The organism is Mycobacterium shimoidei (assembly GCF_900417275.1).
In the GTDB taxonomy this organism is placed as follows: Bacteria; Actinomycetota; Actinomycetes; order Mycobacteriales; family Mycobacteriaceae; genus Mycobacterium; species Mycobacterium shimoidei.
In genome coordinates this window covers 4,223,480-4,237,523 of sequence record NZ_UEGW01000001.1, presented here as the reverse complement: position 1 = coordinate 4,237,523, position 14,044 = coordinate 4,223,480, and the positions used below count along the sequence as shown (strand labels likewise).

Annotated in this window: 12 protein-coding genes; all 12 read left to right on the top strand. The window is 65.8% G+C overall.

The window, feature by feature from the left end:
- The first annotated feature begins 175 nt into the window (after positions 1–175).
- The 12 genes from MSP7336_RS20430 to MSP7336_RS20375 all read left to right on the top strand — a co-directional run bounded on the left by MSP7336_RS20430 (position 176) and on the right by MSP7336_RS20375 (position 14,031).
- Entirely contained in the window at positions 176–2,446 is a 2,271-nt protein-coding gene (locus MSP7336_RS20430; protein ID WP_181786866.1) for a polyribonucleotide nucleotidyltransferase, read from the top strand.
- Positions 2,424–3,782 carry a M16 family metallopeptidase gene (locus MSP7336_RS20425; protein WP_113964449.1) on the top strand — a complete coding sequence of 453 codons (1,359 nt, stop codon included), beginning with the start codon at positions 2,424–2,426 and terminating at the stop codon, positions 3,780–3,782. The genes MSP7336_RS20430 and MSP7336_RS20425 overlap by 23 nt, the downstream gene beginning before the upstream one ends.
- Before the next feature lie 4 nt (positions 3,783–3,786).
- Positions 3,787–4,809: a nitronate monooxygenase gene (locus MSP7336_RS20420; protein WP_069398058.1), complete on the top strand. Its 1,023-nt coding sequence runs from the start codon at positions 3,787–3,789 to the stop codon at positions 4,807–4,809.
- 89 nt (positions 4,810–4,898) lie between these two features.
- The gene (gene aldR / locus MSP7336_RS20415; RefSeq protein WP_113964448.1) at positions 4,899–5,414 is read left to right on the top strand and encodes an HTH-type transcriptional regulator AldR; all 516 of its coding nucleotides are present in this window, start codon (positions 4,899–4,901) and stop codon (positions 5,412–5,414) included.
- A 7-nt stretch (positions 5,415–5,421) separates the two neighbouring features.
- Positions 5,422–7,038, top strand: coding sequence for an AMP-binding protein (locus tag MSP7336_RS20410; RefSeq protein ID WP_113964447.1), 1,617 nt, complete (start codon positions 5,422–5,424; stop codon positions 7,036–7,038).
- A 10-nt stretch (positions 7,039–7,048) separates the two neighbouring features.
- Positions 7,049–7,258: a hypothetical protein gene (locus tag MSP7336_RS20405; protein WP_113964446.1), complete on the top strand. Its 210-nt coding sequence runs from the start codon at positions 7,049–7,051 to the stop codon at positions 7,256–7,258.
- Positions 7,259–7,504, top strand: a complete 246-nt coding sequence (locus MSP7336_RS20400) for a hypothetical protein (protein WP_113964445.1) — start codon at positions 7,259–7,261, stop codon at positions 7,502–7,504.
- Between the two features lie 117 nt (positions 7,505–7,621).
- Positions 7,622–8,359, top strand: a complete 738-nt coding sequence (gene dapB, locus MSP7336_RS20395) for a 4-hydroxy-tetrahydrodipicolinate reductase (RefSeq protein ID WP_113965139.1) — start codon at positions 7,622–7,624, stop codon at positions 8,357–8,359.
- Positions 8,356–8,811 (top strand): hypothetical protein, encoded by a 456-nt coding sequence (locus MSP7336_RS20390; RefSeq protein WP_069397988.1) that lies wholly within the window; start codon positions 8,356–8,358, stop codon positions 8,809–8,811. Before dapB ends, MSP7336_RS20390 begins: the two co-directional genes overlap by 4 nt.
- Positions 8,808–9,263 carry a flavodoxin family protein gene (locus tag MSP7336_RS20385; protein WP_069397987.1) on the top strand — a complete coding sequence of 152 codons (456 nt, stop codon included), beginning with the start codon at positions 8,808–8,810 and terminating at the stop codon, positions 9,261–9,263. The genes MSP7336_RS20390 and MSP7336_RS20385 overlap by 4 nt, the downstream gene beginning before the upstream one ends.
- A 50-nt stretch (positions 9,264–9,313) precedes the next feature.
- Positions 9,314–10,837: a class I adenylate-forming enzyme family protein gene (locus MSP7336_RS20380; RefSeq protein WP_113964444.1), complete on the top strand. Its 1,524-nt coding sequence runs from the start codon at positions 9,314–9,316 to the stop codon at positions 10,835–10,837.
- Entirely contained in the window at positions 10,834–14,031 is a 3,198-nt protein-coding gene (locus MSP7336_RS20375) for an acetyl-CoA carboxylase family protein (RefSeq protein ID WP_113965137.1), read from the top strand. The genes MSP7336_RS20380 and MSP7336_RS20375 overlap by 4 nt, the downstream gene beginning before the upstream one ends.
- Positions 14,032–14,044: the final 13 nt, after the last annotated feature.

Below are 14,044 nucleotides of genomic sequence, written 5' to 3'. Positions count from 1 at the left end.
CCTCGGGGCGGGTCGGCCGCTTCGATCGACGGCCGTAGCCGTATTCAGATCAAGTCCCTCCGGGTTATGCGTGACCACGCGAAACAGCTGAATAAACCGCCCGGCGACGATGCAGAACGCGCAGCGCGATGAGGAGGAGCCGGGCCATAAACCCAGAGAGGCCATACGGGCACCAATGTCTGTAGCTGAAATTGAACCAGGCGTGTTCGAGTCGACCGCCATCATTGACAACGGGAGCTTCGGCACCCGCACCGTCCGCTTCGAAACCGGCCGATTGGCTCTGCAGGCCGCCGGCTCCGTCGTCGCGTATCTCGACGAAGAGAACATGCTGCTGTCGGCCACCACCGCCAGCAAAGCCCCCAAAGAGCACTTCGACTTCTTCCCGCTGACGGTCGACGTCGAGGAGCGCATGTACGCCGCCGGACGCATCCCGGGGTCGTTCTTCCGGCGCGAAGGCCGGCCGTCTACCGACGCCATCTTGACCTGCCGTCTCATCGACCGCCCGCTGCGCCCGTCGTTCGTCGAGGGCCTGCGCAACGAGATTCAGATCGTGGTGACGATCCTGAGCCTGGACCCCAACGAGCTCTACGACGTGCTGGCGATCAACGCCGCTTCGGCGTCTACCCAGCTGGGCGGGCTGCCGTTCTCCGGCCCGGTCGGAGGGGTTCGCGTCGCGCTCATCGACGACACTTGGGTGGCGTTCCCGACGGTCGAGCAGACCGAGCGTGCCGTGTTCGACATGGTGGTCGCCGGTCGGGTGGTCGACGGCGATGTCGCGATCATGATGGTCGAGGCCGAAGCCACCGAGAACGTCGTCGAACTCATCGAGGGCGGTGCTCAGGCTCCGACGGAAACTGTTGTGGCACAAGGCCTGGAAGCCGCCAAACCGTTTATCGCCGCACTGTGTACCGCTCAGCAGGAGCTCGCCGACGCGGCCGCCAAACCCACCGATGAATACCCGCTGTTCCCCGACTACGGCGAGGACGTGTACTACTCGGTGGCCTCGGTGGCCACCGACGAGCTGTCCAAGGCGCTGACCATCGCCAGCAAGACCGAGCGCAACGACCGCACCGACGAAATCAAGGCAGAGGTGCTCGAACGGCTCGCCGACACCTATGCCGGCCGTGAGAAGGAAATCTCGGCCGCGTTTCGTGCGCTGACCAAAAAACTGGTGCGCCAACGCATTTTGACTGACCACTTCCGCATCGACGGGCGCGGCATCACCGACATCCGTGCACTGAGCGCCGAGGTGTCCGTGGTGCCGCGAGCACACGGCAGCGCGTTGTTCGAGCGCGGTGAAACGCAAATCCTCGGTGTGACCACGCTCGACATGATCAAGATGGCCCAGCAGATCGACTCGCTGGGGCCGGAGACCACCAAGCGCTACATGCATCACTACAACTTCCCGCCGTTCTCCACCGGAGAGACCGGCCGGGTCGGCTCGCCCAAGCGACGCGAGATCGGCCACGGCGCTCTGGCCGAGCGGGCGCTTGTGCCGGTGCTGCCCAGCGTCGAGGAGTTCCCCTACGCGATCCGTCAGGTCTCAGAAGCGTTGGGCTCCAACGGTTCCACTTCGATGGGTTCGGTGTGCGCGTCGACGCTGGCGCTGCTCAATGCCGGGGTGCCACTGAAGGCGCCGGTCGCCGGTATCGCGATGGGCCTGGTATCCGACGACGTCGAGGTCGAGGGTGGTGGCACCGAGCGGCGGTTTGTCACACTGACCGACATCCTCGGTGCCGAAGACGCGTTCGGTGACATGGACTTCAAGGTCGCCGGAACCAAAGACTTCGTGACCGCACTGCAGCTGGACACCAAGCTCGACGGGATCCCGTCTCAGGTGCTGGCCGGCGCGCTGTCGCAGGCTCGCGACGCGCGGCTGACCATCTTGGAGGTGATGGCCGAGGCCATCGACCGACCCGACGAGATGAGCCCGTACGCGCCGCGGGTCACCACGATCAAGGTGCCGGTGGACAAGATCGGTGAGGTGATCGGTCCCAAGGGCAAGATCATCAACGCGATCACCGAGGAGACCGGCGCGCAGATCTCCATCGAGGACGACGGCACCGTGTTCGTCGGGGCCACCGACGGCCCGTCGGCGCAGGCCGCGATCGACCGGATCAATGCGATCGCCAACCCGCAACTGCCCAAGGTCGGCGAGCGGTTCCTTGGCACCGTCGTCAAGACCACCGAATTCGGCGCGTTTGTGTCGCTGCTGCCCGGGCGCGACGGGTTGGTGCACATCTCCAAGCTCGGCAAGGGCAAACGCATCGCCAAGGTCGAGGACGTCGTTACGGTTGGGGCCAAGCTGCGGGTCGAGATCACCGACATCGACAAGCGCGGCAAGATCTCCTTGGTGCCGCTCGACGACGAACTTTCCGACACCGCCGACGTGGTTACTGCCGACTCGGGGGCCGCGCCATCCGATGCCGCGACGGCCAGTAGCTAAGGCGGGCGGCCTGCGGCGTGGCCCGCGCAACACCGACACTGACGCGCAGCAAAAGACCGCGTTCCGTCGCACCACCTTGCCCGGTGGCCTGCGCGTCGTCACCGAACACCTGCCGGGGGTCCGCTCCGCGTCGGTCGGTGTCTGGGTAGCCGTCGGCTCGCGCGATGAGGGTGCCACCGTCGCCGGTGCCGCGCACTTTTTGGAGCACCTGCTGTTCAAGTCCACGTCGAGCCGCACGGCGGTGCAGATCGCGCAGGCGGTGGACGCGGTCGGCGGGGAGCTGAACGCCTTCACCGCCAAGGAACACACCTGCTACTACGCGCACGTGCTCGACAGCGATCTGGATCTTGCCGTCGACCTGGTTGCCGACGTGGTGCTCAACGGGCGGTGCGCCGCCGAGGACGTCGAGCTGGAACGCGACGTCGTCCTCGAGGAGATTGCGATGCGCGACGGCGATCCCGAGGATGCGCTGGGGGACCTGTTTATGGCAGCCCTGTTCGGCGACCATCCACTCGGACGCCCGGTGATCGGAAGCGCCGCCTCGGTCTCGGCAATGACCCGTGCGCAGCTGCGTTCCTTCCATGTGCGCCGCTACACGCCCGAGCGGATGGTCGTCGCGGCCGCGGGCAACGTCGACCACGACGAGGTGGTAGCGCTGGTGCGACAGTACTTCGGACCGCGGTTGGTCCGCGGGCGGCGGCCGGTGCCGCCGCGCAAGGGCGCCGGGCGCGCGACCGCCCGACCGCAGCTGAAGGTGATAGGCCGCGACGCCGAACAAACCCATATGTCCTTGGGGGTGCGGACGCCGGGACGGCACTGGGAGCATCGCTGGGCGCTCTCGGTGCTGCAGACCGCGCTCGGCGGCGGCCTGAGTTCCCGTCTGTTCCAACAGGTTCGCGAGTCGCGTGGGTTGGCGTATTCGGTCTACTCGTCGCTGGACATGTTCGCCGACAGCGGCGCGTTGTCGGTGTATGCCGCTTGCCTGCCCGAACGTTTCGCCGATGTGGTGCAAGTGACCACCGACGTGCTCGAATCGGTGGCTCGCGACGGCATCACCGAAGCAGAGTGCCGCATCGCCAAGGGGTCATTGCGCGGCGGGCTGGTGCTCGGGCTGGAGGACCCCGGCGCCCGGATGAACCGGATCGGGCGCAGCGAACTGAATTACGGCGAACACCGCAGCATCGAGCACACCCTGCGACAGCTTGACCAGGTCGGCCTCGATGAGGTCAACGCGGTGGCCCGTCGAGTGCTCCGTAAGCCCTATGCAGTGGCGGTCCTCGGCCCGAACCACTCCAAACGATCACTGCCGCAACGACTTCGCGCGATAGTAGGCTAACGCCATGGTGTTGGGCTTCTGGGATCTCGGGGTTCCGGTAGTGGGCGCACCGATGGCCGGCGGCCCCGGAACGCCGGAGCTGGCGGCCGCGGTCAGCAACGCCGGCGGCATGGGTTTCATCGCGGGCGGCTACGTCAGCCCTGAGCAGTTCGCCGACGACATCGCGGCCGCACGTGCAAAGACCACGGGCCCGATCGGGGCCAACCTGTTCGTACCGCAGCCCAGCGTTGCCGATTACGTGCAGCTGAACCGCTACGCGGAGCAACTCGATGAGCTTGCCGAGGCCTACGACGTCGAAGTGGGTGAGCCCCGATTCGGTGACGACGACAATTGGCAGCGCAAGCTCGAGGTGATCGCCGACGTACGCCCCGAGGTGGTCTCGTTCACGTTCGGTGCCCCGTCTCCAGATGTCCTGCGGTGGTTCGGGGCGCTGGGAATGGTGCTGTTGGTCACCGTGACGTCGCCGTATGAGGCCGGTGTGGCCGTCGCCGCCGGCGCCGACGGGCTGGTGGTGCAGGGTCCAGGCGCCGGTGGGCACCGCGGCACCTTTGCGCCGGACATGGAGCCGAACACGCAGTCGCTGCCCGAACTGTTGGACCAGATCGGCGCCACCCACGAGGTTCCGCTGATCGCCGCCGGCGGACTGGGCACCGCCGAGGACGTCGACGTCGTCCTGCGCAGGGGAGCGGTTGCGGCTCAGGTCGGCACCGCATTGCTTTTGGCCGACGAAGCCGGCACCCTGCCCGCGCACCGCACCGCGCTGCACAATCCCGAGTTCGCGACGACGTTGGTCACTCGCGCGTTCTCCGGGCGCTACGCGCGCGGCTTGGCGAACCAATTCACCCGCCTGCTCGACGGGGTGGCACCGCTGGGATACCCGGAGGTCAACCACATGACCTCGCCGATCCGGAAAGCAGCCGCGGCAGCCGACGATCCGCAGGCATTGAACCTCTGGGCCGGAACCGCATTCGCCGCGACCAAGGCCGGCCCGGCCGCGGATATCATCGCGTCGCTAGCTCCCGGCTAAATCAGCCCACCCCCGGGTGTGTGCTTGAATGGTGAAGAAAGTTCGGATACAGCGGGAACACTGCGAGGATAATTCTGTATCGTCGAGTTATGCCCGTACAGACCACGGATGGCCCGGCCGGCGAGGGCGGTCCGCCGAAGAACGTCCGACAACCCGGCCTCGACGACCTGGATCGCAAAATACTGAGCCTGTTGCACGCCGACGCCCGGATCACCAACAGCGCGTTGGCTGAGAAGATCGGCACCGCGGCGTCTACCTGCCACGGCCGGCTGCGGCGGCTGGTGGACCTCGGTGTCATCCGGGGCTTTTACACCGACGTCGACCCCGCCGCGGTCGGATTGCCCTTGCAGGCAATGATTTCGGTGAGCCTGCAGGCCAGCGCCCGCGGCAAGATCCGCGGCTTCATCCAGAAGATCCGCTGCAAGCCGCAGGTCGTGGATGTTTATTTCCTCGCCGGTCCCGACGATTTCCTGCTGCACGTGGCAGCACGCGACACCGAGGATCTGCGCGCGTTCGTCGTGGAGAACCTCAACGCCGACGCCGACGTGGCGGGCACCCAAACATCGTTGATCTTCGAGCATCTGCGCGGAGCCGCACCGATCTGAGGCGCCGATGAAGTCCTACGACGCCGGCCCGACCGACGTCCCGATCCTGGAAGAGACGATCGGGCACAACCTCGAGCGCATGGTCGCGGTCAATCCGGACGCTGAAGCGCTCGTCGACGTGCCGGGCTCGCGCCGCTGGACCTATCGCGAGTTCGACGACGAAATCAACCTGATCGCAAGAGGACTGATGGGACTCGGTATCGACAAGGGCGATCGGGTCGGGATCTGGGCGCCGAACTGCGCGGAGTGGACCATCGTGCAGTACGCGAGCGCAAAAATCGGTGCCATCCTCGTCAACATCAATCCTGCTTACCGCACCCACGAATTGACATACGCGCTCAATCAATCTGGTGTTCGGACGCTGATCTCGGCCACCGCGTACAAGACGTCCGACTATGCATCGATGATCGATGAAGTGCGCTTTGCGTGCCGCGCGCTGAAGGACGTCGTCTTTCTGGACACCGGCTGGGACGAGTTGCGCGACCGTGCTTCGCAGCTGACGATCGACGAGTTACGCAGCCGCAGCGCGACTTTGGACAACCGAGATCCGATCAATATTCAATACACGTCCGGAACGACGGGGTACCCGAAGGGCGCGACGCTGTCGCACCGAAACATCCTCAACAACGGCTTCTTCACCACCGAGCTGATCGGGTTGGGTCCGCGGGACCGGCTCTGCATACCGGTGCCCTTCTACCACTGCTTCGGCATGGTTATGGCCAATCTGGGATGCACCACGCACGGTGCGACCATGGTTATTCCCGGCCCCGGGTTCGACGCCGGCGCTACCCTCGCCGCGATCGAGGCCGAGCGGTGCACCGCCGTGTACGGCGTGCCGACCATGTTCATCGCGATGCTGGGCCATCCCGACTTCGCCGAGTTTGAGCTGTCCTCGTTGCGCACCGGGATCATGGCCGGATCGGTGTGCCCCGTCGAGGTGATGAAACGTTGTGTGGCCGAGATGAACATGACCGAGGTGGCCATCGCCTACGGCATGACCGAGACCTCGCCGGTTTCGTGCCAAACGCGGATCGACGACGATCTCGAGCGGCGTACCTCGACCATCGGCCGGGCGCACCCGCACGTGGAGATCAGCATTGTCGACCCCGATACCGGCGACGTCGTCGAGCGTGGGCAGCCCGGCGAGTTCTGCACCCGCGGCTATTCGGTGATGGCGGGCTACTGGAACGACGAGGCGCAGACCCGCGAGGTCATCGACGCCGAGGGCTGGATGCACAGCGGCGACCTCGCGGTGATGGCCGACGACGGATACTGCAACATCATTGGGCGGCTGAAAGACATGGTGATCCGCGGCGGTGAGAACGTCTATCCACGCGAGATCGAGGAATTCCTGCTCACCCATCCCGACATCGACGATGTCCAGGTCGTCGGCGTGCCGGACGCCACCTACGGCGAGGAGATCTGCGCGTGTATTCGGATGAAGCCGGGCCGTCGCCGGCTCGACGCCAAGGCGGTGCGCGCGTTCGCCACCGGCAAGCTGGCCCATTACAAGGTCCCGCGCTACGTGCTGGTCGTCGACGAGTTCCCGATGACCGTTACGGGCAAGGTCCGCAAAGTCGACATGCGTGCCGAGAGCATCGAACCGCTGCATCTAGGCGGTTAGCATCTGGTCCATGCTGGAACGGCTGCTGGACTACCGGCTGAGCGTCGTCGAGCTCGCCTGCATCGCTGCGTTTCTGGGCATTCCGTACGCCGCGATCGGCATCGTCTGGGCTAGCAGCCACAGCGCCCCTTTCGAACAGTTGCAAGGGGTGCGCCTGACGGCGTCACTGCTCGGGTCGGTTCTGTTGTGGTCGGTGGTCGCACTATCGGGGTGTGCCTAGATGCTCACCGGCGTGCGCCGGCTGGTGAATTACACGATCAGTATCGGAACGCTGCTCGAGATCGCGTTGGTGTCCGCCATCCCGTATCTGATCATCGGGGCGATCGTCTCCGTCTCGCACGGGCAGGGATTGCAGCAGATGCAAGTCGAGCGGGGAGGTGACGCGTTGGTGGCGTGGGTGGCATCGGTCATCGCGTGGCCGGCGTTGTTGTTCTCGCATTCCTGCGGCTCACCGGTGGGTGGCTAGCACTCATGTTCGATGGCTGTTCGATGGCGAGCGGGCGCAAACTGCCGGCTTCAGCGGCGTGTCGCCGTACAAACACGCCCGCTCGCGGTCGGGGCGGGCCCGACTAGGGTGATGGCCATGCGGGTAGGCGTGTTGGGGGCGAAAGGCAAAGTCGGCGCGACGATGGTGCAAGCGGTACAGGCCGCCGACGATCTGACCTTGTCCGCCGAAGTCGACGTCGATGATCCGCTAAGCCTGCTCACCGACAACCGGACCGAAGTCGTCATCGATTTCACTCACCCTGACGTCGTGATGGACAATCTGAAGTTCCTGATCGACAACGGAATTCACGCGGTCGTCGGGACCACCGGGTTCACCGAGGAGCGGCTTGCACAAGTGCGGTCCTGGTTGGCCGCCAAACCGGGGACGGCCGTGCTCATCGCGCCGAACTTCGCCATCGGTGCCGTGCTGTCCATGCATTTCGCCAAGCAGGCGGCGCCGTTTTACGACTCGGTGGAAGTCATCGAGCTGCATCACCCGCACAAGGCCGATGCGCCGTCGGGCACCGCGACGCGAACCGCCGAACTGATCGCCGAGGCGCGAAAAGACCTGCCCGCCAACCCCGATGCCACCAGCACCAGCATGCCCGGTGCCCGGGGGGCTGATGTCGGCGGGGTGCCCGTGCATTCGGTGCGCCTCGCCGGGTTGGTGGCCCATCAGGAAGTGCTGTTCGGCACCGCCGGCGAAACATTGACGATCCGGCACGACAGCATCGACCGCACTTCGTTCGTGCCGGGCGTGCTGTTGGCGGTCCGCCGCGTCACCGAACGCCCGGGCCTCACCGTAGGTATTGAATCGCTGCTCAACTTGCAATGACCCACACGGTACGTATCCAGCTGCTGATCGCATTCATGTGCGTGGCGCTGCTGGTCTATCTGGGGCTGCTCGCCCGGACCGCGGTGCTGATGATCGGCTCCGGCCAAGGCGCGATTATCGGCCTCGGGGTGGCGCTGCTGGTCCTGCCGGTGATCGGGTTGTGGGCGATGATCGCCACCCTGCGCGCCGGCTTTGCACATCAGAAGTTGGCCCGGTTGATCGCCGAGGACGGGCTGGAACTTGACGTCAGCGCGCTGCCGCGCCGACCTTCCGGCCGCATCGAGCGACAAGCCGCTGACGCGCTGTTCGACACCGTCCGCGACGAACTCGACCGTGATCCGCACAACTGGCGCCGCTGGTACCGGCTGGCCCGCGCCTACGACTATGCCGGGGACCGCGGCCGCGCGCGGGACGCGATGAAGAAAGCCGTCGAACTTCAGGCACGCGAATGACCAAGACACTGTTGGTGGTTCACCACACCCCGTCACCGGCTACCCGCGAGCTGCTGGAGGCCGTACTCGCCGGGGCTAACGACCCCGACATCGACAACGTCGACGTCATCGTGCGACCGGCGCTGGCAGGCACGGTCCCGGACATGCTCGAAGCGGACGGCTATCTGTTCGGGACGCCGGCCAATCTCGGGTATATGTCGGGGGCGCTCAAGCACTTCTTCGACACGGTCTACTACCCGAGCCTGGATCATGTGGCGGGCCGGCCATACGGTTTATGGGTGCACGGCAACAACGACACGGTGGGCGCCGCGAACGCAGTCGACAAAGTGGCCACCGGTCTGTCGTTGGCCAAGGCCGCCGACGTGCTCGAGGTCGTCGGCGGGATTGACGCCGGGGTGCGTGAGCGCGCCTACGAGCTGGGTGGGACGCTGGCTGCGACGCTGATGGAATAAGCAATGCCCCGCGCCGGGCGACGCGCAGAGGGAAGCGATGAGGAGGAGCGGTGACTCCGGTTATCGAAATTCCAAGGGACCACAACCCGTTTCCGCAGACCGGCGTGTCTCGGGACCGCAACGGCGTACCGCATTACGACCGGTTGCCGGCCACGCTGCTGGACATGCTGGCTGAGCATGTGGACAAAAGGCCCGACAGCGAAGCCGTCATCGAACTCGGCGGCAAACGCCTGACCTACCGACAGCTCTGGGATGCGGCCGCGCGGGTGGCCGGCGGACTGCGGGCAAGTGGTCTGCAACCGGGTGAGCGCGTCGCGATCAGATATCCGGCCGGCGTTGACTGGGCGCTGGCATTCTGGGGCACCGTCATGGCCGGCGGCATCGCGGTCCCGGTGAACACCCGGTCGGCCGAACCGGAAGTCGAGTTCATCCGCTCCGACGCCGGCGCAAAATTTGACCTGGTTGGCACACCGCTGCCGGACGGCGAACCGTATGTCGCACAGGGACTGGCAGCCAGCGACGTCGCCGCGTTGTTCTACACCTCCGGCACCACCGGACTCCCCAAGGGCGTTCCCACCACCCACGAGGCGTTTCTCACCAACACCGAAAACATGCTGCGCTGTGTTGGTCTGGATCGCGACAGCGGAGAGCAGTTCCGGACCCTCATCTCGGTGCCGCTGTTTCACGTGACCGGCTGTAATTCACAGCTGCTGGCAGCCTCCTACGTCGGTGGCGCGGCGGTGATCATGCCCGCACTCGACCTCGGCCAACTAATTGCGGCGCTTTCCGACGAACGGATCTCATCCATGGTGACCGTCCCCGCAATCTATTCATTGCTGTTGCGGCACAACGACTTCAAAAATGCCGACCTATCCGCGGTGCAATGGGTCGGGTATGGCGGCGCCCCAATTGCGCCGTCGCTCGTCAAGGCGGTCAAAGACGCGTTTCCTCAGGCCGCGGTGTTCAACGGGTACGGAATGACCGAAACCGCCTCGCTGATGACGGTATTGCCCGACGGCGACGCCGTCGAGCACGCTGACTCTGTCGGGTACGCGGTGCCATCGGTCGATCTCGGCATCGTTCCGTACCCCGACGACGACGGCGTCGGTGAGTTGGTCACCCGTGGAGCCAACGTAACCGCCGGCTACTGGAACCGGCCGGAGGCGACCGCCGGCACCATCGTCGACGGCTGGTTACACACCGGCGACGTGGTGCGTGTCGACGACGCGGGCCGGGTGCACATCGTCGATCGGCTCAAGGACATCATCAATCGCGGTGGCGAAAACATCTCCAGCGTGGAGGTCGAAGCGGTGCTGCTGTCGGCTCCCGGTGTTGCCGACGCCTGCGTGTTGGCGGTTCCCGACGAGGTGATGGGTGAGAAGGTAGGAGCCGTGCTGTTCGGCGAGCAAATAGATGTGCCGACGGTCCTGGACTACTGCCGCGGGCAACTGGCCGACTTCAAGATCCCGCAATACGTCACCGTCGTCAACGAAGCACTGCCCCGCAACGCCGGCGGCAAGCTGCTCAAGGGACAGCTCCGCCAGCAGGTGCAGTGGGGCCCGGCGTTGCGATGACTCTGCTAGTCGCCAACCGCGGCGAGATCGCACTCCGGGTTATCCGAACCGCAACCGAATTGGGAATCCCCACCGTCGCGGTCTATGCGGAGGATGATGCCGACAGTCCGCATGTCCATGCGGCTGACGAAGCGATCGGTCTTTCCGGTACCGGTCCGGTGGCGTACCTGGACCAGGCCGCGCTGCTGGCGGCGGCCAAGCAGTCTGGAGCGGATCTCGTTCATCCGGGTTACGGATTTCTGTCCGAAAATCCGGACTTCGCCCGCGCTTGCACCGATGCCGGGCACACGTTCGTCGGGCCGAGCGCCGACCTGTTGACGCTGTTCGGCGATAAATCCGCGGCGCGTCGTGCGGCCGCCGCGGCGGGGATCCCGGTGCTCGCTGCCACCGACGGGGCGAGCAGCGTCGAGGACATCCGGGAATTCTTCGACACAGCGCCGCACGGGATCGTGATCAAGGCACTGGCCGGTGGCGGCGGACGTGGAATGCGAATCGTCGAAGACGCCGACCAGATCGACGACGCGTACCGGCAGTGTGTCGGCGAGGCGCAATTGGGGTTCGGTGACCCCGCTGTCCTCGCCGAGGAGTTACTCGACGAAGCACGACACATCGAAGTGCAGATCGTGGCCGCGCCGGCCGGTCAGGCGACGCGTGCGCTCGCGCTGGGCGACCGCGATTGCAGCATTCAGCGGCGCTACCAGAAGCTGGTCGAAATCGCGCCCGCACAACGCATTTCCACTGCGATGCGACGGGACTTGCACCGCGCGGCGGCGGTGTTGTGCGCACAGACAGGCTACTTCGGGCTCGCTACGGTCGAATTCCTGGTTACGGGTGAGCAATTCGTATTCCTCGAGGTCAACCCGCGGATCCAGGTGGAACATACGGTGACCGAGGAGGTCACCGGCGTCGACTTGGTTGCACTGCAACTACGCATCGCACAAGGAGCATCGTTCCGCGAGCTCAGATTGCCGGCCGGAATCGTCGCCGACGACTCGGGGGTCGCCGGTGCGCCGGCTGCGACTCGCGGTATTGCCATCCAGACCCGGGTCAACACAGAGACTTTCGCACCCGACGGGTCGGTGTTGCCGGCAACCGGCACCTTGACCGCCTTCTCGCCGCCGGCCGGCCCGGGTGTGCGAGTCGACACCTTCGGGCGCCCTGGGCTGACGCCCAGCCCGCGATACGACTCGCTGCTGGCCAAGGTGATTACGCATGTGCGGGGGCCGTCGTTTCCCGCCGCGGTGCGTAAGGCGCAGACCGCGCTGGCCGAGTTCAGCGTCGAAGGCATCCGCACCAACATCCCCTTCTTGCGAGAATTGCTGTCGGACAGCAAAGTCCAGGAAAGCGTGGTGACCACCAGGTGGCTTGACGGCCGGCTTCCGGAGCTGGCCACCGCCGCGATGTCCACACCGCAGGAGAGCCGGGTCGCGCCGCTGGAGCTGTATCCGGGTGAAGAAGTCCTGCGTGCGCAACTGGCCGGCACCGTGATCGAGGTGGCCGCCGACGGTGTCGAACTTGCCGCAGGCGGCCAGGTGGTTGTCCTCGAGGCGATGAAAATGCAGCACGTGTTGACCGCGCCGGATGCGTTGCGCACAGTGCGCAGTCTGGTAACGCCCGGACAGGTCGTCGGAACCGGCGAGCCGTTGGTGGTCTTCGTCCGCACCGGGACCGCCGCGTCGGGCCAGACGGCCGCCGAACTCGATCTGGACCGGTCGCGCGCCGACCTCGACGAAGTTCGCCGCCGGCACCTGCTGGCTCTGGACGAGGGCCGTCCGACCGCGGTGGCCAAGCGGCACAAGCAGAATCGTCGGACCGCCCGGGAAAACATCGCCGACCTGGTGGATCCCGGAAGCTTCGTCGAATACGGCGCGCTGGCGGTGGCCGCGCAGCGCAGCCGGCGCTCCGAGGAGGATCTGATTGCCAACACGCCGGCCGACGGTCTAATCGCCGGGCTGGCGACCATCAACGGGTCCGAGGCAGTGGTGCTGTCCTACGACTACACGGTGCTGGCCGGCACACAGGGCATGCGCAACCACGCGAAGACAGACCGCGTCTTCGACCTTGCCGCGCGCAAGCGAATTCCGGTGGTGCTTTTCGCCGAAGGCGGTGGCGGTCGGCCCGGTGACACCGATGTCGCCGGGCACGCCGGCTTGGACGTGCCGACATTTCGTACGCTCGGCGCGCTGAGCGGTCGGGTGCCGTTGGTGTCGATCGTGTCCGGCCGCTGCTTCGCCGGAAACGCGGCGCTTGCCGGAACCTGCGACGTGATCATCGCGACGCCGGACGCCAACATCGGCATGGGTGGCCCGGCGATGATCGAGGGCGGCGGTCTGGGCGTTTACCGGCCGGAAGACATCGGGCCGATCGACGTGCAGCGCCGCAACGGAGTGGTCGGGCTGGTTGCCCGCGACGAGGCGCACGCGGTGGCGTTGGCCAAGCAATACCTTTCTTACTTCCAGGGCAGCGTCGACGACTGGGAGGCGCCGGATCCGCGACTGGCCCGGCATGTGGTGCCGGAGAACCGGTTACGGGCATATGACGTGCACCGTGCTATCGAATCGATTGTCGATGTGGGTTCCGTGCTGGAATTGCGGCCGGACTACGGGGTCGGGGTGGTTACCGCATTGGTGCGCGTCGAAGGCGCGCCTTTTGGGTTGCTGGCCAACAGCAGCCATCATCTCGGCGGCGCCATCGACGCGGAGGCGGCCGACAAGATCGCCGACTTCTTGATCCTGTGTGAATCGGCCGGCCTGCCTATGGTCTCGCTTTGTGACACGCCCGGGTTCATGGTCGGGCCCGAAACGGAAACCGAGGCCGCAGTCCGGCGATTCAGCCGGCTATTCATCCACGGCGCACGGTTGACCGTGCCGTTCGGGATGATCATCGTACGCAAGGGTTACGGGCTTGGCGCGATGGCCATGGCCGGGGGATCCTTCCACGCACCGGAATTCACCGTCGCCTGGCCGACCGGCGAAATCGGTGGGATGGGTCTAGAAGGGGCGGTGCGGCTCGGCTACAGCAAGGAGCTGGCCGCGGTCCCGGATCCGGTCGAGCGGGAGAAGCTGTTCGACAAGCTCGTTGAAGCCGCATACCAGCACGGCAAGGCGCTCACGTCGGCCACCACCTTCGAGCTGGACGACGTGATCGACCCTGCGGATTCACGCGCATGGATTACCGGATTGCTGCGCAGCTGATGAAAGGATCTGG

Coding starts and splice junctions, on each gene's coding strand:
- MSP7336_RS20430 (WP_181786866.1), top strand. CDS start 176: ATGTCTGTAGCTGAAATTGAACCAGGCGTGTTCGAGTCGACCGCCATC.
- MSP7336_RS20425 (WP_113964449.1), top strand. CDS start 2,424: ATGCCGCGACGGCCAGTAGCTAAGGCGGGCGGCCTGCGGCGTGGCCCG.
- MSP7336_RS20420 (WP_069398058.1), top strand. CDS start 3,787: ATGGTGTTGGGCTTCTGGGATCTCGGGGTTCCGGTAGTGGGCGCACCG.
- aldR (WP_113964448.1), top strand. CDS start 4,899: ATGCCCGTACAGACCACGGATGGCCCGGCCGGCGAGGGCGGTCCGCCG.
- MSP7336_RS20410 (WP_113964447.1), top strand. CDS start 5,422: ATGAAGTCCTACGACGCCGGCCCGACCGACGTCCCGATCCTGGAAGAG.
- MSP7336_RS20405 (WP_113964446.1), top strand. CDS start 7,049: ATGCTGGAACGGCTGCTGGACTACCGGCTGAGCGTCGTCGAGCTCGCC.
- MSP7336_RS20400 (WP_113964445.1), top strand. CDS start 7,259: ATGCTCACCGGCGTGCGCCGGCTGGTGAATTACACGATCAGTATCGGA.
- dapB (WP_113965139.1), top strand. CDS start 7,622: ATGCGGGTAGGCGTGTTGGGGGCGAAAGGCAAAGTCGGCGCGACGATG.
- MSP7336_RS20390 (WP_069397988.1), top strand. CDS start 8,356: ATGACCCACACGGTACGTATCCAGCTGCTGATCGCATTCATGTGCGTG.
- MSP7336_RS20385 (WP_069397987.1), top strand. CDS start 8,808: ATGACCAAGACACTGTTGGTGGTTCACCACACCCCGTCACCGGCTACC.
- MSP7336_RS20375 (WP_113965137.1), top strand. CDS start 10,834: ATGACTCTGCTAGTCGCCAACCGCGGCGAGATCGCACTCCGGGTTATC.